Annotated in this window: 18 protein-coding genes; 9 read left to right on the top strand and 9 right to left on the bottom strand. The window is 43.2% G+C overall.

Annotated features, from left to right (window positions below; genetic code table 11):
• Window positions 1–117: 117 nt before the first annotated feature.
• A complete protein-coding gene (locus tag ACE1CI_RS19745; RefSeq protein ID WP_413262530.1) occupies window positions 118–858 on the top strand; it encodes an amino acid ABC transporter ATP-binding protein in 741 nt (246 codons plus the stop codon).
• Window positions 859–979: 121 nt separating this feature from the next.
• Here the strand turns inward: ACE1CI_RS19745 and ACE1CI_RS19740 are convergent, their stop codons facing one another.
• From ACE1CI_RS19740 to ACE1CI_RS19720, 5 genes are all read right to left on the bottom strand, one after another.
• Window positions 980–1,606, bottom strand: a complete 627-nt coding sequence (locus ACE1CI_RS19740) for a hypothetical protein (RefSeq protein ID WP_413262531.1) — start codon at window positions 1,604–1,606, stop codon at window positions 980–982.
• A 62-nt stretch (window positions 1,607–1,668) separates the two neighbouring features.
• Window positions 1,669–2,781, bottom strand: a complete 1,113-nt coding sequence (gene ribD, locus ACE1CI_RS19735; RefSeq protein WP_413262532.1) for a bifunctional diaminohydroxyphosphoribosylaminopyrimidine deaminase/5-amino-6-(5-phosphoribosylamino)uracil reductase RibD — start codon at window positions 2,779–2,781, stop codon at window positions 1,669–1,671.
• A 143-nt stretch (window positions 2,782–2,924) separates the two neighbouring features.
• Complete coding sequence (gene mreD, locus ACE1CI_RS19730; protein ID WP_413262533.1) at window positions 2,925–3,473, bottom strand: rod shape-determining protein MreD; 549 nt, start codon at window positions 3,471–3,473, stop codon at window positions 2,925–2,927.
• A gap of 78 nt (window positions 3,474–3,551) precedes the next feature.
• Window positions 3,552–4,328 carry a rod shape-determining protein MreC gene (gene mreC, locus ACE1CI_RS19725; RefSeq protein ID WP_413262534.1) on the bottom strand — a complete coding sequence of 259 codons (777 nt, stop codon included), beginning with the start codon at window positions 4,326–4,328 and terminating at the stop codon, window positions 3,552–3,554.
• 34 nt (window positions 4,329–4,362) lie between these two features.
• On the bottom strand, window positions 4,363–5,370 hold the full coding sequence (locus tag ACE1CI_RS19720) for a rod shape-determining protein (protein ID WP_413262538.1): 1,008 nt from the start codon (window positions 5,368–5,370) through the stop codon (window positions 4,363–4,365).
• 236 nt (window positions 5,371–5,606) lie between these two features.
• Here ACE1CI_RS19720 and ACE1CI_RS19715 point away from each other — a divergent pair, with 236 nt between their 5' ends.
• A complete protein-coding gene (locus tag ACE1CI_RS19715) occupies window positions 5,607–5,975 on the top strand; it encodes a single-stranded DNA-binding protein (RefSeq protein ID WP_413262535.1) in 369 nt (122 codons plus the stop codon).
• Between the two features lie 89 nt (window positions 5,976–6,064).
• Here the strand turns inward: ACE1CI_RS19715 and ACE1CI_RS19710 are convergent, their stop codons facing one another.
• Entirely contained in the window at window positions 6,065–6,799 is a 735-nt protein-coding gene (locus tag ACE1CI_RS19710) for an SIMPL domain-containing protein (protein WP_496615629.1), read from the bottom strand.
• A gap of 131 nt (window positions 6,800–6,930) precedes the next feature.
• On the opposite strand from ACE1CI_RS19710, the gene ACE1CI_RS19705 reads away from it, so the two are divergent.
• From ACE1CI_RS19705 to sds, 4 genes are all read left to right on the top strand, one after another.
• Window positions 6,931–8,469: a cation:proton antiporter gene (locus ACE1CI_RS19705; protein ID WP_413262537.1), complete on the top strand. Its 1,539-nt coding sequence runs from the start codon at window positions 6,931–6,933 to the stop codon at window positions 8,467–8,469.
• Window positions 8,470–9,214: 745 nt separating this feature from the next.
• Window positions 9,215–11,011, top strand: coding sequence for an N-acetylmuramoyl-L-alanine amidase (locus ACE1CI_RS19700; RefSeq protein WP_413267802.1), 1,797 nt, complete (start codon window positions 9,215–9,217; stop codon window positions 11,009–11,011).
• Between the two features lie 314 nt (window positions 11,012–11,325).
• On the top strand, window positions 11,326–12,159 hold the full coding sequence (gene murI / locus ACE1CI_RS19695) for a glutamate racemase (RefSeq protein WP_413267803.1): 834 nt from the start codon (window positions 11,326–11,328) through the stop codon (window positions 12,157–12,159).
• Window positions 12,160–12,972: 813 nt separating this feature from the next.
• Entirely contained in the window at window positions 12,973–13,944 is a 972-nt protein-coding gene (gene sds, locus ACE1CI_RS19690; protein WP_413267815.1) for a solanesyl diphosphate synthase, read from the top strand.
• Window positions 13,945–14,081: 137 nt separating this feature from the next.
• Here sds and ACE1CI_RS19685 read toward each other — a convergent pair whose 3' ends face one another.
• The 3 genes from ACE1CI_RS19685 to ACE1CI_RS19675 form a co-directional block, all read right to left on the bottom strand.
• Complete coding sequence (locus ACE1CI_RS19685; protein ID WP_413267804.1) at window positions 14,082–14,471, bottom strand: hypothetical protein; 390 nt, start codon at window positions 14,469–14,471, stop codon at window positions 14,082–14,084.
• A gap of 9 nt (window positions 14,472–14,480) precedes the next feature.
• Window positions 14,481–14,789, bottom strand: coding sequence for a hypothetical protein (locus ACE1CI_RS19680; RefSeq protein ID WP_413267805.1), 309 nt, complete (start codon window positions 14,787–14,789; stop codon window positions 14,481–14,483).
• 218 nt (window positions 14,790–15,007) lie between these two features.
• Window positions 15,008–15,496, bottom strand: a complete 489-nt coding sequence (locus tag ACE1CI_RS19675; RefSeq protein ID WP_413267806.1) for a hypothetical protein — start codon at window positions 15,494–15,496, stop codon at window positions 15,008–15,010.
• 56 nt (window positions 15,497–15,552) lie between these two features.
• On the opposite strand from ACE1CI_RS19675, the gene hetZ reads away from it, so the two are divergent.
• The 3 genes from hetZ to ACE1CI_RS19660 form a co-directional block, all read left to right on the top strand.
• Entirely contained in the window at window positions 15,553–16,758 is a 1,206-nt protein-coding gene (gene hetZ / locus ACE1CI_RS19670) for a heterocyst differentiation protein HetZ (RefSeq protein ID WP_459564157.1), read from the top strand.
• A 32-nt stretch (window positions 16,759–16,790) separates the two neighbouring features.
• Window positions 16,791–17,822 carry a hypothetical protein gene (locus ACE1CI_RS19665; RefSeq protein ID WP_413267807.1) on the top strand — a complete coding sequence of 344 codons (1,032 nt, stop codon included), beginning with the start codon at window positions 16,791–16,793 and terminating at the stop codon, window positions 17,820–17,822.
• 55 nt (window positions 17,823–17,877) lie between these two features.
• A partial coding sequence (locus ACE1CI_RS19660) for a transglutaminaseTgpA domain-containing protein (RefSeq protein ID WP_496615628.1) occupies window positions 17,878–19,775 on the top strand: 1,898 nt, incomplete at its 3' end.

Raw genomic sequence — 19,775 nt, 5'->3', positions numbered from 1 at the left:
ATAATGTAAAATACAGTTACTCACTAAGTTAATTCCCCGTTCCTTACACTTTGTAATTCATAGTTATTAAACTAATCAATTCTCAATTAATCTTTTAAACTCTAGAGGTAAACTAAAATGCCAGAACAAACCCCCATCATCATCGCCCAAAACCTACACAAATACTACGGACAATTTCACGTCCTCAAAGGCGTTAACCTCACCGTTAATAGAGGCGAAGTAGTCGTATTAATGGGCCCATCAGGTTCCGGTAAATCCACCTTTATTCGCACATTCAACGCCTTAGAAGAATACCAAAAAGGACGCATCGAAATCGACGGAATTACCCTGAATAATAACACTCGCAACATTGATACAATTCGCCGGGAAGTAGGAATGGTATTTCAACAATTTAACCTATTCCCTCACTTAACCGTCCTGCAAAACATTACCTTAGCACCAATTTGGGTAAGGAAACGATCGCAAAAACAAGCCGAAGAAACTGCAATGCAACTATTAGAAAGAGTCGGAATATTGCAACAAGCTTCCAAATATCCCGCCCAACTTTCAGGAGGACAACAACAACGAGTTGCGATCGCCAGAGCCCTAGCCATGCAACCTAAAATCATGTTATTCGACGAACCCACATCAGCGCTAGACCCAGAAATGGTGCGAGAAGTACTCGATGTCATGCGAACATTAGCCCAAAGCGGAATGACAATGGTAGTAGTTACTCACGAAGTAGGATTTGCCCGTGAAGTAGCCGATCGCGTCATCTTAATGGATGCAGGATTAATAGTAGAAGAAGCCACCCCCAACGAATTTTTCCAACGCCCCCAAGAAGAACGCACTCGCCAATTTTTATCACAAATTCTTTAGTTACTTGTCATTGGTCATTTGTCATTGGTTATTAGTATTATTTATTGATGATTTGTATAAATAAACAAATAACAACTAACATTTAACTATTGACCAATGACCAATGACCAATGACAAATAACTAATCCACAGGTTCTAATGGTCTAGGAGTAGAAACTCCCGCAGGTTGAGTAAAATTTTTGCCTGAATTATGCAAAGTATTTGACACTAGAGCAAAAGCCAAGTAAGCAGGTAAAATAATAGCTCCTAAAGCCGCCAAAATCCCCAAAATAACAAATGGTTTGTTAGAAGGGCCATACTGAGTTCTGTAAGGGTCAATAGCCAGCCGTTCCGGTTTAATTAAATCTCGTAAAGCCACCGGACGCTTAAATCTTACCCGACGATCGTCCAGCTTTTCTAATAAAATCCAACCAGCCTCTCCCTCTTCCTCACACAAACGCTGTAAAATTGCCGGATCGCGAAAAATATCTCGATTAGCCCGAACAATTTTAAACTCCCAACCAGTTAATCGTAATTCACGAGGTATTCCCTGCGGTATTCCCTGGGGTACTCCTTGGGGCGAAATATGATGAGATTGCCCAAGCATTTCCATCTCGGTGTTTATCTTGGATTCATAACGGGTCAAAGTTTCTTCCTCCTGTTCCTCTTTTTCCAGCACTGACTGATACCAGCGCATCCATCCACCCAAAGCTGTTGCCTGGACACCAAGGCTACCGACAAATAAAGTTAAAAGCGTAAATTCAAACATCTTTTGTTAGTCTATTCCACATCTTGCTGCTGTAGATCTTCTTGCTCAGGAAATCAGTTAAATTATCTAAAATTAGTGCCAGAAGGTAGATAACCTTCCATCAGACAATCAGGGCCAATAGTTCGCCAACTAACCCTTTCCAGAGTTAAAGCTTGTGTCATCTTTTGGAAACCTAAATTACCCACAGGGGAAGGTGCTCCATCCCCACCGATAATTTTTGGGGCAATAAAAGCCATTACTTTTTGAACAGTACCTTCTGCGATCGCCTTCGCCGCCAAAACACCCCCGCATTCCCACAACACCGATAAAAACCCTAAATCATATAAATAAGACATAACTCTAGTTGGAGTTAAAGAATCTAACTCAACTACATTCACACCCTTTCTTAAAAGTAACTTTTGCAGATCGGGATTTGCTCCCACCTGAGTTAAAACCAAAGTAGCTGCCGCCTCCGTCTCCCACAAATAAGCATTGTCCGGCAACTCCAAACTCCGAGTCATCACCACCCGCAAAGGATTTCGCGCCTCCACTTGATGACTCGTTAAATGAGGGTTATCCAAACGCACCGTATTCCCACCCACAATCACCGCATCACAAGCCGCCCGCAATTGATGTACCACACCACGCGCCGCCAAATCCGTAATCCAAGAACTATGTCCGCTACTTGTGGCAATTTTCCCATCCAAAGTCATCGCATATTTCAAAATCCCAAACGGACGTTTATATAAAATCCGATGTACAAAAGCTTCATTTAATTGGCGACAAGCTTCCTCTTCCACCCCCACCACTACTTCTATCCCAGCTTCGCGCAACCTCTCAATTCCCTTCCCTGAAACTAGCGGATTTGGGTCTACCATCCCCACCACCACCTTAGCCACCCCCGCCCCAATCAGCGCCTCCGTACAAGGCGGCGTTCTCCCGTAGTGATTACAAGGTTCCAAACTCACATAAATTGTCGCACCCCGCGCCAAATGATCCGCCTCCCGCAAAGCAAACACCTCCGCGTGTGGCTGACCCGCCCCTGGATGATACCCCTGGCCCACAATTTGTCCATTTTGCACCACCACCGCCCCCACCATTGGATTAGGAGCAGTTTTTCCCAGCGCTTTACGGGCTAAATCCAGACATCGACGCATCATGCTGGAGTCAAAATCATTCATTTTTTCATCAATCATTTGGTAGTTGGTAGTTGGTAGTTGGTAGTTGGTAGTTGGTAATTCAATTTTCCCTTTTCTACTCTGATTAATAATTTAAATCTCAAATCTCAAATCTTTACTTCTTAAATCACACTACCCACTACCCACTACCCATTACCAAACTAAGCATTATTTTCTATCCAATTCATCTTTTCCCACCAAACACTTAATGGATAATAAAGAATGGGAGCCCATAAACTGCTGAGAATCGCCGAAGACAAAGCTATTTGTTGATGTTCTGTCCAAATTTGGGACAAAGAGCGATCGCCCACCAGACTAAACTGAAGTGCCAGCACCGTTTCCGCCACCGCAGTCATCCCAAATACAATTAATGCTACAGAAATAAAATCTTCTTGTACATATCTTTGTTTTTTCATCATCGCCGTTAAAATTCCCACACATATCAAACTGAGCGTATGAGAAGGATGTGGTTCAGTCATCCCATCCTGAATTAAACCTATAGCCAGACCAGCGATCGCACCTTGTAAAATACTCCGCTTCACACTCCAAGCCACCACCCAGATCAACAACCAATTTGGGCCTAGCCCCAACAATTCCATCCCCGGTAGTCGAGTCGGCAAAATTAATGTACAGACAACTACCGAACAAGCTGTCACGCCCCAATTCAGCAATTGACGACCATAATAAGGCAAACGAGAGATCTGAATCATTCGCTGTTTTCCTTGCTTATTTTTCTGACCACCTTACCACTCAAGCATTAGACAACAATTTGAGTTCCTCAAATTTAGTTATTTAGAACTGACTTGAGCAGCATCAGGATTAGTATTTTTTCCCACTGGATAAACAGCTACCCATTCTAAGGCACTTGTCGGAGCCGAAAGCGCAATCACAGCTTCTGGCGCAGGGCTTTGACTTAAATTCACTGACTCCACACGCCCCACAGGTAATCCTGAAGGGAATAGCTCACTAGCTGAGGAAGTAATCACTACATCTCCACGACGGACATCGGGAACTCGCTCAAAAAACTGCATTACCGCCTTGTTTCCTGATTTACCCCGCATCACTCCCATAAAACCGCTGCGGTTGATCGTCACACCCACACGACTGCTAGGGTCGCTAATCAACAGCACCCTTGCCGTATTATCAGTTACACTACTAACTCTACCGACCAAACCCCCAGGCGCAGTAACGACAAAATCCACTTTGATCCCATCCTTACTTCCCCGACCGAGAGTAATTTGTTGCCACCAATGATCCGCACTGCGACCTACAATCGGAGCAGCGATCGCCTGCTTCTTATCTTTGGATACATAACCCAAAAGTTCTCGCAGTTTTTGATTTTCTCTTTCGATTTGTTGTAACTTTGCCTCCATTTCCAAAACTTTGGCATTAGTTAAAAGTTCTTGCTTACTTGGATTAGATTGAAATGGACGAGTAAGCAACTGATAGACTTCAAATAAACTTCCGCCTTGAGTTTGGCGAGCCATCCAAGCCGTACTGATTACCAAGCCTATCAGTGCCATTTGCAACCAATTTCGATCCCACCAACGGCGTAACGTATCCATAGACAGTAGTCTTTATTTATGTTTGGAGTAGGGATTATAAATTGCGAGAGCGACCACTAAATACGCGATCGAGTTGTTTGATATTTTCTAGCACTCTTCCAGTACCTAAAACCACACAACTCAAAGGATCGGCAGCCACATGAACCACAATTCCAGTTTCATGGCTGATCAAAGTATCTAAACCTCTGAGCAAAGCCCCGCCCCCTGCTAACATGATGCCCCTGTCAATGATATCTGCTGCTAATTCTGGAGGAGTTCTTTCCAAAGTCCGCTTCACTGCTTCCACAATTACCGCCAAAGGCTCAGACATACTTTCGCGAATTTCTGGCCCCTTAATTGTCACAGTTCTCGGCAACCCAGAGAGTAGATGTAAACCCCGGACTTCCATAATCGAATCTTCATCTGCGATCGTCGGATAAGCCGAAGCAATTTGAATTTTAATTTCTTCCGCTGTCCTTTCCCCAATCACCAGATTATGCACTTTCTTCATGTACTGAATAATCGAATCATTCAGTTCATCGCCAGCCACACGCACCGACTCACTCAGCACCGTACCTTGTAAACTCAGTACAGCCACTTCCGTAGTGCCACCACCGATATCGATAATCATGTTACCTGTAGGTTCAGCCACAGGTAGCCCCGCACCAATAGCCGCCGCCACTGGCTCATCAATTAATCTGACATCTCTAGCGCCTGCTTGCAGCGCCGCATCCATTACCGCCCGTCGTTCTACCCCAGTTACACCGCTGGGAATACCAATCACAATTCGCGGTTGTACCAAAGCTTGACCTTCGTTCACCCGTTTGATAAAGTGCTTCAGCATTAACTCAGCACTATCAAAATCAGCGATTACCCCATCACGCAGCGGACGCAACGCCACCACATTACCAGGGCATCTCCCCAACATTTTTTTCGCTTCTTCTCCCACCGCCAATGCTTCGCCTGTATCTTTGTCAATGGCGACCACTGAAGGTTCTTGAAGAACTATACCTTTACCGGACACATACACTAAAGTATTTGCGGTACCGAGGTCGATACCCATGTCACGAGAGATAGATAAGCGATTAAAAAGACCCACGCGCTTTTTGCCCCCAAACAAGAGATGCTTTTTGTAGGACTGTAACCTAACCGTGCAGGATTTTATTACGTTTTCTATCCTGCGTCTAGTCAAACTAGAAATATTTCTTTTCGGTAGATGCAACCTGAATCTTGAATTGTACCCTCAATTGGTTAAAGTAGATAAATAAATAATGAGTACAGCTGTACTGGTAATTCAATATGACTCTCAATGTTGTGACTTTAGTCGGTCGTGTAGGCGGAGATCCTGACGTGCGGTATTTCGAGTCGGGTAGCGTTAAATGTCGGTTAACCCTAGCTGTTAGACGACCAACTCGCAATAGTGATGAACCCGACTGGTTTAATCTAGAATTATGGGGGAAAGAAGCTGAAGTAGCTGCTAACTACGTGCGTAAAGGTAGCCTGATCGGAGTTAAAGGTGCATTGAAGTTTGATAGTTGGAGCGATCGCGCTACTGGTGCCAACCGCTCTTCACCTATAATTCGAGTTGACAGAATAGATCTTTTAGGGTCTAAACAAGACGGAGGATCTGATCGAGCAACTAGCTACTCAAGTAATGAAGAATTTTAAAAATGGGTATGTAGTTGCGCTTTAGCGCTCTTATCGAGCGTGGTAGTAAGAGTGCTAAAGCACAACAACGTACTAATGTCAATCTTGGATTAATACCGAATTTGCAGCGTCACAGATGCTTCAACCTGCTGTTCTCCACCAATTACAGGAGTAGAGAACTGATTTTCTGCCCTATCTGCTGGAGCAGCACGAAAGGCTATTGGTGGTGGTGGGGGTGGTGCTGCTGCACCATTGACTTGAATGTTAACTACTTCCTGTGGTTTTAAATTTAAAGCACCTAAAACGGCATTTGCTTGTCTTTGAGCGTCTAGGGTAGCTTCTTGTAATGCTTGTTCTTGGGCTTTGGCTATAGCACTATCTGCCGCCACAAAACTAATTCCATCAATTCTAGTCGCTCCCGCCTTCACCGCTTCATCCAATAAATTTCCCACGCGCTGAGAATCTATGCGAAAACTGACTGTATTAACTGCGGTGTATCCCACCAAACGCTGGACGTTATTTTGGTAAGAGTAGTTTGGATTGAGGCGAATGCCTGTCGTTTGGAGCTTTTCTACATTGCGCGATCGCAACAACTCTACCACCGCAGTCGATCGCCGCGCCACATCCTGTTGCACCTCCTGAGCAGTTTTCCCCTGCGCCTCCACACCCAAACTGATTTGAGCAATAGTAGCAGGAATTGATTCCACACCTCGACCTGTCACCGTCACAGTCCTCATTAACTGTCCTGGTATTTGTCTTTGCTCTTGCGCCACAACTACACCGCAGAGCAACAAACTCAGCACTCCTGCGCCTAAAACTATAAACCTTCTTTTCGGCAAACTCATATATTTACTCAACATAAAATTTCTTTATCCACTCCCAAGAAAATACAAATACAGCAAACATCAATAAAAAATAAACCTTTGAATTTGTAAAGAAACCTGTACATTAGAAAAAATGACACTCTGTAAAACCAATGGCTGACGTATTTGCCTGGTCGAATTTCTTCACACCTTTGTTCCCGAAACTTTCCTTGGGAATAGCTCTCCCAGCTTGGGGACAAACTGCGCCCATCCTAGCAGCTACCCACGAACTAGATGCAGACAGTGCGGCACTGGTGTTGCCAGGAGTATTACTGAGTCTAGTAGTAGTTTACCTAGCCAGTAAATTTGGCGGGGAATTGTCTAACAGACTAGGTTTTCCGCCAGTTTTAGGCGAACTGGTAGCTGGTGTAATCGTTGGGATATCTGCAATACATTTACTAGTATTTCCCGAAAGCGGAGCCCAAAGTACTGATTCATTGATTATCCAACTGTTACAAACAACGGCTGGATTAAACCCACAATCAGCAGAAGCAGTATTTAACGCTCAAAGCGAAGTAGTTTCTGTTTTATCAGAACTAGGAGTCATTCTACTGCTGTTTGAAATTGGCTTAGAATCAAACATCAAATCTTTAATGGCAGTCGGTTATCAAGCTACCATTGTTGCTTGTGTCGGGGTAGCCGTACCCTTTGCTGCTGGGACAGCAGGATTAATGCTATTGTTTGGTGTGCCAGCAATTCCCGCAATTTTTGCTGGTGCGGCTCTCACAGCTACTAGTATTGGGATTACCTCCAAAGTTCTTTCAGAAATCGGACGTTTAAACACCAAGGAAGGTCAAATTATTCTTGGTGCTGCGGTTATCGACGACGTTCTCGGTATCATCGTTTTGGCTGTTGTCGCTAGTTTGGCAAAAACTGGCGAAGTGGATGTAATGAATGTCGTTTATCTGATAATTAGTTCATCAGTTTTCCTACTTGGTTCTATCCTACTAGGCCGTTTCTTCAACAAAACCTTTATTGGAGTAGCTAATCTGCTCAAAACTAGAGGTGGACTGCTAATTCCCGCTTTAGTTTTTGCCTTTTTGATGTCTTACTTGGGAGCAGTAATTCACCTAGAAGCGATTTTAGGTGCTTTTGCAGCTGGTTTAGTTCTAGATGAAAGTGATGAAACTCTAGAATTACAAAAACAGGTAGTACCAATTTCTGATATGTTGGTGCCTATTTTCTTTGTCTGTGTTGGTGCTAAAACTGATATCGGTGTACTCAACCCAACAGTTCCTACTAATCGGGAAGGTCTGATCATGGCTATTTTTCTGATTGTAGTAGCCATCATCGGTAAGGTTGTCACTGGTGCGACAGTGTTTGGTCAAGGTAAGATTAATCGGTTGGCGATCGGTGTCGGCATGATTCCTAGAGGTGAAGTAGGATTAGTATTTGCTGGCATTGGTTCTGCAAGTGGCGCTTTATCTAAACCTTTAGAAGCTGCTATCATCATGATGGTAATTATCACCACCTTCCTAGCACCTCCCCTGTTGCGAGTTGTATTTAAAGACGAACCTCTACCTGTTCCAGACTCAGATTCACCTGCTTTAAATGGTCACAATCAATCACCCGTTCTTCTAGAATCGGAAATGGTGAAACAAGGTTTATCTCAAAAGCCACTGGCAGAAAAATCAGAACAAGCCAGTAATTGATTCAAAGAATTACCCAAGAAGTTAGACTAGCAACTTAAAACTCAACATAAATACCGTTAGGGAAAAGGGAGAAGTAACATTAATTTTCCCTTTTCCCTTTTTTGTCTGAAAGCAGAAACGGGAAAGAGAGAAGGGTAAAGGGTAAAGGGTAAAGGGTAAAGGGTAAAGGGTAAAGGGTAAAGGGTAAAGGGTAAAGGGTAAAGGGTAAAGGGTAAAGGGTAAAGGGTAAAGGGTAAAGGGTAAAGGGTAAAGGGTAAAGGGTAAAGGGTAAAGGGTAAAGGGTAAAGGGTAAAGGGTAAAGGGTAAAGGGTAAAGGGTAAAGGGGTTGGGGATTCTCAGAAGCAGGAAGTAAACATCAAATTTGCTGTGGTAGATTTGAGTAAGTTTTTACAGAACGGTAAATTAAACTCCCCATCTCCCCATCTCCCCATCTCCCCATCTCCCCATCTCCCCATCTCCCCATCTCAAGAGTCCTCGCGTGACCGCTGCTAGAGCCTCAGTTGATTCTGGTTAGCCCATTGGTGTAAGCTCTCCAATCTGATGGTGTTTTTTGAAAGCTGGTGCTAGTTTGCACAAAGAATCTATAGTGCTGTTGGGTGTGGTAATCCAAATAAGAGGGTGTACTGTAATCAACCATAAGCATTAATTCAATGCGAGTGCCAACACTCATTCCAGGACATCATCGTTCGCTCCTTACCAGCTAAAGTTCTGCTGCTGGGCTATGTAAATCATGGAGAAATAAGCCGTGAAATTTCACTGGATACTACCCAGTACTGTTTTAAGCCTAATTTTACTTTCATCTCCAGCGATCGCAGGTAAACTGCAATCATGGCGTTTTGATAGTCAACGCAATCTGTTGGTTTTCACCACAGATAGTAACGTTCAACCCAAAGCAAAATTATTGTTTAATCCGACTCGCTTGGTGATTGATTTACCCGGTACTACCCTGCGTCGCAGTATTAATCAGCAAGCCGGAGGTTTAATCCGTTCTATACGAGTAGGACAGGTAAACTCTCGGACAACTCGTTTAGTGATTGAATTGGTTGATGGGTATACTCTCGACCCCCAACAAATACAATTTCGCGGAGTTTCCCCTAAACAATGGCTAGTGCAACTGCCTACTCCGAGCCGAACCGATCAACAACAAAATGTAGCTACTGAAGGACAAACGAATGGTACTACTCTCACTCTACCAACCCCAGAAGCTGCACCTGCTCCCCCTCCTGTAACTGCTACGGCGACTGTGGTGCCTAGAATCACGCAAATTCAATATCTACAGATAACACCTGATGGTTTGTTCCTGCGGACAAATGGTGGCAATCCAGAGATTGAAGTGGAGCGGAATAGAGAACGGATAAATATTCAATTGGAAGGGGCTATTCTCTCACCTCAACTCTTGAATCGGGAGTTTTCAGTTAACCGTAATGGTCTTAGTAGTATTCAACTTAATCAGGTGAATAATAATCCGCCTGTAGTTCGTTTGACTCTCAAGGTAGAGGAAAACAGCCCGGACTGGGGTGCTAGTGTTAGCAATTTGGGTGGGATTGTTTTGCTACCTGGGGCGGGACAACAGTCTACTACTGCTCAAAGAGGAGAACGTCAAAGGGCGAATATTCAGTCGATCGAAATGAATGGCAATCAATTATTAATTCGATCGGATCAGCCTTTTACCTACACTAGCGGTTGGGACAGGTCTAGTGGTGCTTATCGGATTACAATCAATTCATCGCAGTTAATTGAGCGTTTCCAAGAACCGAGACTTGACAGGGATGCGCCTATATTACGCTTGCGTGTCCGCGAGGACGATGGTAAAGTAACTATTCTGCTCTTACCTGCTTCTGGGATTCAAATTGGGGAAGTGGGCCAGCCTAGTCCCCAACTTCTAGCTTTACCGTTTTATAGTGCTAGAGCAGGGCAGATTCCCACTAGTCAAAATTATCCTCCTCCAAGTCAAGGGGCTAGAGATTATCCTTTTCCACAGTTACCCACACGCCGCCCAAATGCCCGTGCTTTGGTAGTAATCGACCCCGGACATGGGGGAAAAGACCCGGGTGCGATCGGTATTGGCGGCTTAAGAGAAGCAGATGTGATCTTACCAATCTCGCTTCAAGTCGCTAGATTATTGGAACAACAGGGTGTTCAGGTAGTTCTGACTCGCAATTCTGATTATTTTGTGGAGTTACCAGGTCGAACTGAGATAGCTAATCGAGTCAATGCTGATGTATTCGTCAGCATTCACGCTAATTCCATACCTACCCGCCCGGATGTCAATGGTTTGGAAACTTACTACTTCACTAATGGTCTGACTCTAGCTCGATTTATTCACAACAGCATTCTTCAAAGTCTAAATATTCCCGATCGCGGGGTGCGACGTGCTAGATTTTACGTGCTACGTAACAGCGCCATGCCCTCTGTACTAGTGGAAACTGGTTTTGTCACTGGATACGACGATTCTGCTAGGTTAGCAACTCCCGCCTACCAAAACCAAATGGCAGAAGCTATAGCTCGTGGTATACTTCAGTACCTTCAATATTATAGATAGCCATAATTTTAGGGGGTAGGGGATAGGGGGTAGGGGTTAGGGAAGAAGAAGGGGATAGGGTTTTGGGTGTAGGGGGTAGGGAAGAAAACAATTCCCCACACCCCACACCCCAACCCTCTATGCCCTACACCCCAACCCCCAACACCTAACCCCTTCTTTTCAATTTTAGATTTTACAGCCAGTTAATTTTTGGATTCTCAATCCTCCCATCCCAAATCAAATCATGCTCAAATCGAAAATCGAAAATTGTTTGACTCTTAACAATTCTTCAATCTAAAATTCACAGCATCAATTTACAAAGGACTTGTATATCAATGAGCTCTCAAAGAATCGGGATTTTTGACAGTGGTGTGGGTGGTCTTACCGTTCTCAGAGAACTTTATCGTCAATTACCCTCGGAATCTATCCTGTATTTTGGAGATACGGCTAGATTACCTTACGGAAACCGTCGGATGAGCGAAATTTTAACCTTTGTTCGCGAAATTCTCACCTGGATGCAGCAACAGTCTGTCAAAATGGTGATCATGGCCTGTAATACCAGTTCAGCTTTAGCACTGGAAACTGTAAGATCGGAATTCAATTTCCCGATTTTAGGGGTGATTTTGCCGGGAGCTAGAGCAGCGGTACAACAAGGAAGAAGAATTGGCGTAATTGCTACCCCCGCCACTGCTGCTAGCAATGCCTACCGTCGCGCCATACATGAGATTGACTCCACAGTTCAAGTCTGGCAAGTAGGCTGTCCGGCTTTTGTACCATTAATCGAACAAAACCGGATTCATACTCCAGATACTTACCAAGTAGCCAGGGAATACTTAGCTCAATTGCTCGAGCAACAAATTGATACTTTGGTCTATGGCTGCACTCACTATCCCCATTTAGCACCAGTGCTAAAATCTATTTTGCCTCGGACAGTGCGTACAGTTGATCCAGCAGTATATGTGGTGAGAGCCATGGCTCAAGAATTAGATTTACTGGGGCTAAAAAATACTAGTCCACCGCAGCCGACGCGCTTCTGTGTGAGTGGTGATCCACATCATTTCGCTCAATTGTCGGTGCAGTGGCTAGGTTGTACCCCTATTGTGGAGCAGGTATGGTTGCCAGCTGTCTCTTTAGGGCCTGCGAAAATAGAATCTCTCGAAAGAGAGTAGTTAATAGTCAAATGTATTCTTTAGAGCTTGGTGTTAACCTTGGGGTCTTCTCCAAGCTCTAGACCGTTGGGCGATAATCAGAAGCAGATAAATCGCTAACAAGTAACCTGTGGCTAAAAAGGGAATCATCAGAGGCATATCGCGGTAAACCATAATGAATTTACTAGTAGGTAGAGCAATGGGATTAAGTTGATAGTTATAGAAAATTCCAGCTTGCTAGTACTCACGGGAATAGTACTCTTAAGCTGTCAGCAAAACAGGTCACGCAACGGCATCAATCCCGCTTAGTGTTTCTGTTTGCTTATTGAAACCTTAGATAAGCACTAAGGAATGGCAGGTTAGGTTGGTTGACCCAGCCCTGAAAGTCTTAGAGTTTCTCTAAGAAACCAAGCTCCGATTTTAATAATCGGTGAAAGCAACTACTGGTGAGTAGCTACATCGATCTTCAAGTGAAAGGAGTCACTCCATATCACCATTGGCAACCAACTATTGTTGGTTCCCTGGGAGTGTTATTCAAATTTAGTGAAATCCTTACTAACTAGCGTATCACAAGCTTCTCAGCTTTTTGAGGTGAATCGGAAAAATGCTTAAAAATTTTATACAATTTTTTGAATCCGAATAAAATTTCGATGTGCTATTTATCTATATTGGCAAAATAATACAGAAATCCACTGGGACGATCGCAGGAGCGGGGTTTTAGTAGGTTGATGGGAGAAGAGGATGGGAAACGGGATTTCATCTGTGGGGTGCTTAGCTTAAAATGAGGTAGAGAATATGTTAAATTTCGTAAATAAAGCCGGAACTGGCAGATCCATGACCTCAACTACCTCCCTCTTTTCGCCTGTTGAAGCAGACCTGCGTTTGCTGTCGGAGAATTTAAAGCAGCTAGTTGGTAATCGTCACCCTATCTTGTCTGCCGCAGCGGAACACCTGTTTGGAGCAGGAGGAAAGCGACTGAGACCAGCGATCGTCCTGTTAATTTCGCGAGCTACCATGTTGGAACGGGAGATTACCTCCCGACATCGACGGCTAGCTGAGATTACCGAAATGATTCACACTGCTAGTTTGGTACATGATGATGTAGTGGACGAATCTTCTATGCGTCGAGGTGTGCCTACGGTACATAGCTTATTCGGTAATAGAATTGCGGTACTAGCGGGAGATTTTCTCTTCGCGCAATCTTCCTGGTATCTTGCTAATCTAGATAATCTAGAGGTTGTCAAACTCCTGTCGGAAGTGATTATGGATTTGGCAGCTGGAGAAATTCAGCAAGGTTTAAATCGCTTTGATGCTAGTTTATCGATCGAGGCTTACCTACAAAAGAGCTACTACAAAACTGCCTCACTGATTGCTAACAGTGCTAAAGCAGCTGGAATACTCAGTGATGTGAGTACCGAAATGGCTCAGAATTTGTATTACTATGGTCGTCATCTTGGCCTAGCGTTCCAGATTGTCGATGATATCTTGGATTTTACGGGTTCTACGGATGTTTTGGGGAAACCGTCGCTTTCTGACCTGAGCAGTGGCAATTTAACCGCGCCAACGCTGTATGCTCTTAAAGACAAACCTTTTTTGGAAGTTTTGATCGATCGCGAATTCTCCCAAGAAGGAGATTTAGAACAGGCATTACAACTGATTAATGAAGCAAAGGGCATTGAGAGAGCAAGAGAACTAGCTACTCAAAATGCTTGTACTGCGGTGGAGTATTTAGCAGATTTACCAGCGTCGGAGTCTCGTCAAGCTTTAATTAATATGGCGGATTATGTTTTAAGTCGTCTTTACTGAGGATTTAGATATAAACGATCGCGCTCTACGCATATAGGAGCGCGGTTTCTGCTTTTGGTCATTGGTCAAAATCGCTCGACTAATGACTAATGACTAATGACTAATGACGATCGAATCGTCATTAGTACAACAGAGCCTTACGAATTTTTTTGATTGATATTTAGCTGCCAATTTTCATCAATAAATCCCAGGTTTTCATCATAAATAAGAATCAATTCACCAATTTTTTTGGCTTTATTATCAATAGGCTGAACTTCAAAGTTTATTTGAGGAGCTTCGAGAACAAATTTCAGTTTAATCCATCGGCTACTACCTGTAAGACCAATGGAACTGCTGATTAACTTAGCAGATAGGGAATGAGGTAATAAAATTTCTTCATAAAATTCATCATTTTCATCCCAGTAACCACAGACTTTATAATCGCATAACTCTAGATGTTCGGTTACAAGTGCATTGGCATCTATATTTTCTAATATTTCGGTCAAATCCTGCCAAACTTGGTGATTTTTTAATTCTAATTTTGTCATAGCTTGTAATTAATGTTCTGTTAGCAACCCTGGAAAGTGCAAGACTCCATCTATGATTTTTCCGTGAAAACGGCGATCGCCTCCTTTTCCCAAGACTTTCGATTTCCAATCGTAACCTTCGACTTCGGAAGGAACAAGACCAATGTTACCGCGAGGGGATACCTGTCCTTTTTCAATCGCTTTTAAATGTTTGTTATTTTGGTCATATTTTATCCCCTGTTGGATTTGCTCTTTGCTAAAAGATACTAACCGACCATCTATTGTTTGATATACCGTATCTGGCTGAATATCTGCCCAGCTATCGGGTAGAGTTTCCATCGATTTTGCTACTGCCCAGAGTGGTAAACATGATTCTAATCCAAAACACAAACTGCTGGAATTAATTCAGATTCCGAATTAATTTAAAATCTAAATTTCTGCATTTGGCTCTCCCGTACATAAGTAAACCAGTTTAATTAATAAATTCCTAGCGACCAAAGCAATCCCAGTCCCCAGTCCCCAATCCCCAGTGCCCAAAAGTACAAGAGAGCCAAATTTTAAGCAATATTGGGTGGAATATTCCCAGGTGAAGACTGACGGGCGGGAAATTCCTGTTCTAGGTGGGATTGCACCAAATTTTGTAAATCTTCCCGACGCAGTTGGACTCCTTCAGAAAGATTACCAGGGGTTTCAAAAAAGATCGCGCTATCAACAGTGTCCATAGCTACCATTTGGAACAAAATATGGGTGACAGGAACTGGAATTGCCATTACTTCAGGATTTTCTAGGGGGCTCGTTTGGGTGGTGACATCTTGGAGAGTTGGAAAGGCGTAGAGGATATGCTTTGTTTCTTGAGGTTGCTCACTATTGGTGAAAGTTGTGAGTACCCAGGCATCGTCCAATGTTTGGAGAACGTAGTACTGGGGATGTTGCAACTGACTTGCCACGAGCTTAAGTGCTGGTGCGATCGCTCGCATAGCTTGGGGTGTTCGCCCATCGTTGGGTGCATTATCAATCAAAACTTGAATCTGTCGATCTAAATCCATAAAACAAAGCTCTGGTAGTCTCGTTTCGAGTCTAACGATTTACCTGATTAGTGGCAGTGAAGGTAGTTCAAAAAAAGCGATCGCACAACCCCTGGCAAAAACTAGGCGAGGAGAAATCTGCGGGCGTGGAGGCTATATTAGAGCTAATATTCAACGAACTTAGACGATCTACCCGTGCTTCAGAGCAGAATTGCCGTGAAGTAGCAGCACGTTTAACAACGGAAGCGATCCGAATTTGCCAACAAAGTCAGCGGATTCAAGCTCTGGGCGATGTGGAAGTGTGGGCTGTTAAATTAGCTCGTCATCGCTTACAGCAATGTCTCCACTACTATTATCTCCGGGCGACTATGGCAAGGTTGGACTTACATAGTACATTGAGTGCTATTGTTTATCGCTACATCGCTCCTTCGCGGACATCTTCGGCGTATCAAAGACGCTTGACTTTGATCGAAGATTTTTTGCAGGGATTCTATGTAGAGGCGTTAACTGCCTTTCGTCGAGAAGGAGCAAACTGTGAATTTGCTCCCATTAGCCCTACCTATACACCAAGGACGCTGTTGGAGTTAGCAGAGTTCCTGAGTTTTACAGAACGTTACGCTAAACGTCGGATTCCCATTAGTAACAGCCGTCAACAGTTAATTATTTTGCGGGCGCAGGCTTTTGTTCAACAACAACCGCCGGAAACACTGATTGATATGGAACAGGTAGCTGATAGCTCTGGGATGGAATCGACTCCTCAGAATATGGACGAGGTTTTGTTGCAGCAAGTGGGGGAAATGATGTTAGTACAAGAACAGGGGATAAATCAACAAAATCAGCTGCGCCAGTCAGTAATTAAAGAGTTAATCAACTACCTAGAGGAACATCAACAGCATGACTGTGTTCAGTACTTTGTGCTTCGTCTCCATGATAGTAATACTAAAGAGATAGAAAGTATCATGAAGCTAACGCCCCGTCAAAGGGATTATTTGCAGCAACGCTTTAAGTATCATCTGATTCGTTTTGCGCTGTTGCATCACTGGGAGTTAGTACATGAGTGGTTAGAAGCTGAGATAGATAAAAATCTTGGCTTAACGCCGCAGCAATGGCAAACTTTTCTTGCCAGACTAGATTCTGAGCAATTAACTTTATTAGAGTTAAAGCGACAGAAATTGACTGATGCAGAGATCGCACAGCGTCTTGGTTGGACCCTTAGCCATACTCAGAAGCAGTGGTCTAAGCTTTTAGAACTAGCTTGGGATATCCGTAACTTTTTACCGTAACTTTTTCCTGTCTAGATCGGGTGCATCGACTGATGAACAGAGACATTGAATTTTTCCCTGAACATTTTTTCGCTTGGTTACTTCATTTCGATCGATCCACCTTATCTGTCAAAGATAAGGAACTGTCTATTTTGAGCCCAAATGACCAAGATTGTGATATAGAAAATTGGGAGTTAGATGATTTAGACTTGCTGGAGTCAGAACTATTGAATAGCACGACAGACTGGGATTTTCCTGAAGCATCACCTCAATCAACGGAAGTGGCAGATATTCCGGCAGTACGCGATCGGTTCCAAGCGCTGATCAAACGCCGGATTCAATTAGAGTTAGAAAATAATCCGCCTTTGTTTCCTTGGGAGACGGAGGATTGGGAATATGAAAGTGACGAGGTTGCTTCACCTGTAGCCGCTGTGGGGGAAAATTTGTGGCTGACTCAAGTGGAAAAATTAGGTTTACCTGTATCTATTCCCCAAGAAATTTTACTCAAATTATTTCATCGATCGCAGTCTGTATTACAGTCTTCCCTCGCCCAAGAAGCTAAAATAGTCCGGGCTGTGGAGGCTTTATTTCCCAGTCATTCCCAGTTATTAAAGAAGTTTGCCGACAAGATCTGCAATTTTTCCCAAAATTTAGCGTTTGTGGACTTTTCCCCGGTTAAATCTCAGTTTCCTCTCAGTTACGAGGCGGCGAAAGAAAATGAACGCATGGTTTTATTGCTGCTGGCGGCTAAACAAATTTTTGGCTTTCTGACTTTGGCTTTATCACCAACTAACAATTTAGTGGAACGCCAATGGCTATGTGAGTTGGGGATGCTGACTCTGCAAGCAGAATATAAGTTGGAAGCTCAGTTAATCAAGTCGATGCGGATTCAATGTTTATTTCCCTGTGGTGGAATTTTAAAATTACAGGGAGGTCAAGCATTTGCTCAAACTGAACGACCCGATCCGGGTTATTTAAGTGTGGAATTGTTTGATTTAGCGCCTAACCAGAGTTATCCTCTAGAAGTTCAGTTCCACCACTTAGCTAATAATTCGTTAATTTTTGCTATTTGCCCGACAATCTAGCTATTTTAGATTTTAGATGGAAAGTGATTACTAATCTAACATCGGTGGCTTGGCGATGCAACAACTACGAAACAGTCCTTTTTTGAGCCAATTTCGACAACGGCTGCAAGCGCAACCAAATCAAGAGGTTGAGGATTCGATCTGGTTAAGAATTTTGGTGCAATTGTTGGTAGCGATCGGAATTATTGCTACTGATGTGGCAGCTGAAACTAGTATTAGTTGGTGGGCTGTTCCTGTTAGTATATTTGGTGCTAGTTGGAGTTGGTATCGTCGCAGAAAGAGTAACATTCCGGTGAAGTTCGGGATTGCGATCGGGATGTTGTTGGCGTTAGCTTCTTTTCTGTTGAATATCCGAGGTTCTTTGAATGATACGCGATTAATTTTGGCTGAACTGTTAATTCAATTGCAAGTTTTACACAGTTTTGATTTGCCAAGGCGTAAGGATTTAGGTTATTCGATGGTGATAGGTCTGATTTTATTGGGAGTAGCTGCTACTCTCAGTCAGACTATGAGTTTTGCGCCTTTGTTGTTGTTGTTTTTGGCGATCGCTTTACCAGTTTTAGTCCTAGACTATCGCGCCAGATTAGGATTAAAGCCAACACCTATAGGTTGGCGAAAAAAAGAGAAAATTGTTTTGCCTTTTTCGGTTAAACGGTTAAGTTTATTGTTATTGCTAGTTGTTGGTTTAGGTTTGACTATTTTCGCGTTTCTCCCGCGAGTTCCGGGTTATCAGTTGCGGACTTTTCCAGTAAGTGCTCCCATTGAGTTAACCGAAAATTTCGATCCGAGTAATATTAATAACCCTGCTTATAGCCGAGGAAGAAATCCGGGGAAAGGTAACGGTACAGGCTTGGGGAGAAACCGCGAAAAAGGTGCGGGGGAATTAGATGATACTTTTTATTATGGGTTTAATAGTGTAATTAATCAGAATTTACGTGGCATAATGAAGCCGAAAACTGTGATGCGGGTGCGAAGTCAAGCTGAAGGTTTTTGGCGAGTAATGGCTTTTGATAAATACACGGGACAAGGTTGGGAAGTTTCCCGCAATAAACAAACTCAAACTATCGAGCGTCCGAATTGGTCTTTTCAATTTATTTTACCTACTTTACCTACTTTAAATGAGACTCAGGAGGTGATTCAAAGTTATACGGTGGTGTCAGAAATGCCCAATATTATTCCGGCGCTTGCACAACCAAGGCAAGTCTATTTTCCCACGCAACAAATAGCAATAGATGCGGAAAGAAGTTTGCGATCGCCTGTGGGATTGAATGAAGGTTTGACTTATACGGTAATTTCTGATGTTTCCCTGCGCGATCGTAGTGCTTTAGCTAAAGCTCCTACTAATTATCCGACAAATATCAAAAAATATTATCTCCAAGTTCCTGAAGCAATTAAGGAAAAGGTAAGACAACGCACGGAAGAGATTTTAGCTAACCAAAATAAGGTGTCAAAAACTAACAAAGATATTACTTCTGTTTACGAAAAGGCGCTTTATTTAGCTCAATATCTCAAACAAAATCCTAACTACAAACTTGAAGAATTACCTCCATTTTTGCAGGAAAAAGAAGACTTAGTGGAAGCATTTTTGTTTGGTTACAAAAACAGTCCGCCTAATAAAAAAATTACTGGAGGTTACGCCGACCACTTTACCACAGTTTATACAATAATGTTGCGTTCAATTGGCATTCCGGCGAGAGTAGCAGCAGGTTTTTCCCCAGGAACTTTCAATTATTTCACAGGTTTATACATTGTGAAAAATACCGATGCTCATTTGCTAACTGAGGTATATTTCCCGAATTATGGTTGGTTTGCTTTCGATCCTATACCCGGACATCCGTTAATTCCTCCCTCAGTTAATGAAAATCAAACTTTTAGTTTAATTGAGAGATTCTGGAAATGGATCGCAGGTTGGTTACCTTCGCCAGTTACGGGGTTTTTAAATACTGTTTTTGG

The organism is Floridaenema flaviceps BLCC-F50 (assembly GCF_041929275.2).
GTDB classification, from domain to species: Bacteria; Cyanobacteriota; Cyanobacteriia; order Cyanobacteriales; family Aerosakkonemataceae; genus Floridanema; species Floridanema flaviceps.
Note: the sequence above shows the minus strand (reverse complement) of the source record. Positions and strands in the feature narration are given on the sequence as shown.

Bases quoted from the DNA above. Each gene is read 5' to 3' on its own strand.
- ACE1CI_RS19705 (WP_413262537.1), top strand. From the start codon at position 6,931: ATGGCTGACGTATTTGCCTGGTCGAATTTCTTCACACCTTTGTTCCCG.
- sds (WP_413267815.1), top strand. From the start codon at position 12,973: ATGACCTCAACTACCTCCCTCTTTTCGCCTGTTGAAGCAGACCTGCGT.
- ACE1CI_RS19745 (WP_413262530.1), top strand. From the start codon at position 118: ATGCCAGAACAAACCCCCATCATCATCGCCCAAAACCTACACAAATAC.
- mreC (WP_413262534.1), bottom strand. From the start codon at position 4,328: ATGGATACGTTACGCCGTTGGTGGGATCGAAATTGGTTGCAAATGGCA.
- ACE1CI_RS19685 (WP_413267804.1), bottom strand. From the start codon at position 14,471: ATGACAAAATTAGAATTAAAAAATCACCAAGTTTGGCAGGATTTGACC.
- ACE1CI_RS19720 (WP_413262538.1), bottom strand. From the start codon at position 5,370: ATGGGTATCGACCTCGGTACCGCAAATACTTTAGTGTATGTGTCCGGT.
- ACE1CI_RS19665 (WP_413267807.1), top strand. From the start codon at position 16,791: ATGAACAGAGACATTGAATTTTTCCCTGAACATTTTTTCGCTTGGTTA.
- ACE1CI_RS19740 (WP_413262531.1), bottom strand. From the start codon at position 1,606: ATGTTTGAATTTACGCTTTTAACTTTATTTGTCGGTAGCCTTGGTGTC.
- ribD (WP_413262532.1), bottom strand. From the start codon at position 2,781: ATGATTGATGAAAAAATGAATGATTTTGACTCCAGCATGATGCGTCGA.
- murI (WP_413267803.1), top strand. From the start codon at position 11,326: ATGAGCTCTCAAAGAATCGGGATTTTTGACAGTGGTGTGGGTGGTCTT.
- ACE1CI_RS19715 (WP_413262535.1), top strand. From the start codon at position 5,607: ATGACTCTCAATGTTGTGACTTTAGTCGGTCGTGTAGGCGGAGATCCT.
- ACE1CI_RS19710 (WP_496615629.1), bottom strand. From the start codon at position 6,799: ATGAGTTTGCCGAAAAGAAGGTTTATAGTTTTAGGCGCAGGAGTGCTG.
- ACE1CI_RS19680 (WP_413267805.1), bottom strand. From the start codon at position 14,789: ATGGAAACTCTACCCGATAGCTGGGCAGATATTCAGCCAGATACGGTA.
- ACE1CI_RS19675 (WP_413267806.1), bottom strand. From the start codon at position 15,496: ATGGATTTAGATCGACAGATTCAAGTTTTGATTGATAATGCACCCAAC.
- mreD (WP_413262533.1), bottom strand. From the start codon at position 3,473: ATGATTCAGATCTCTCGTTTGCCTTATTATGGTCGTCAATTGCTGAAT.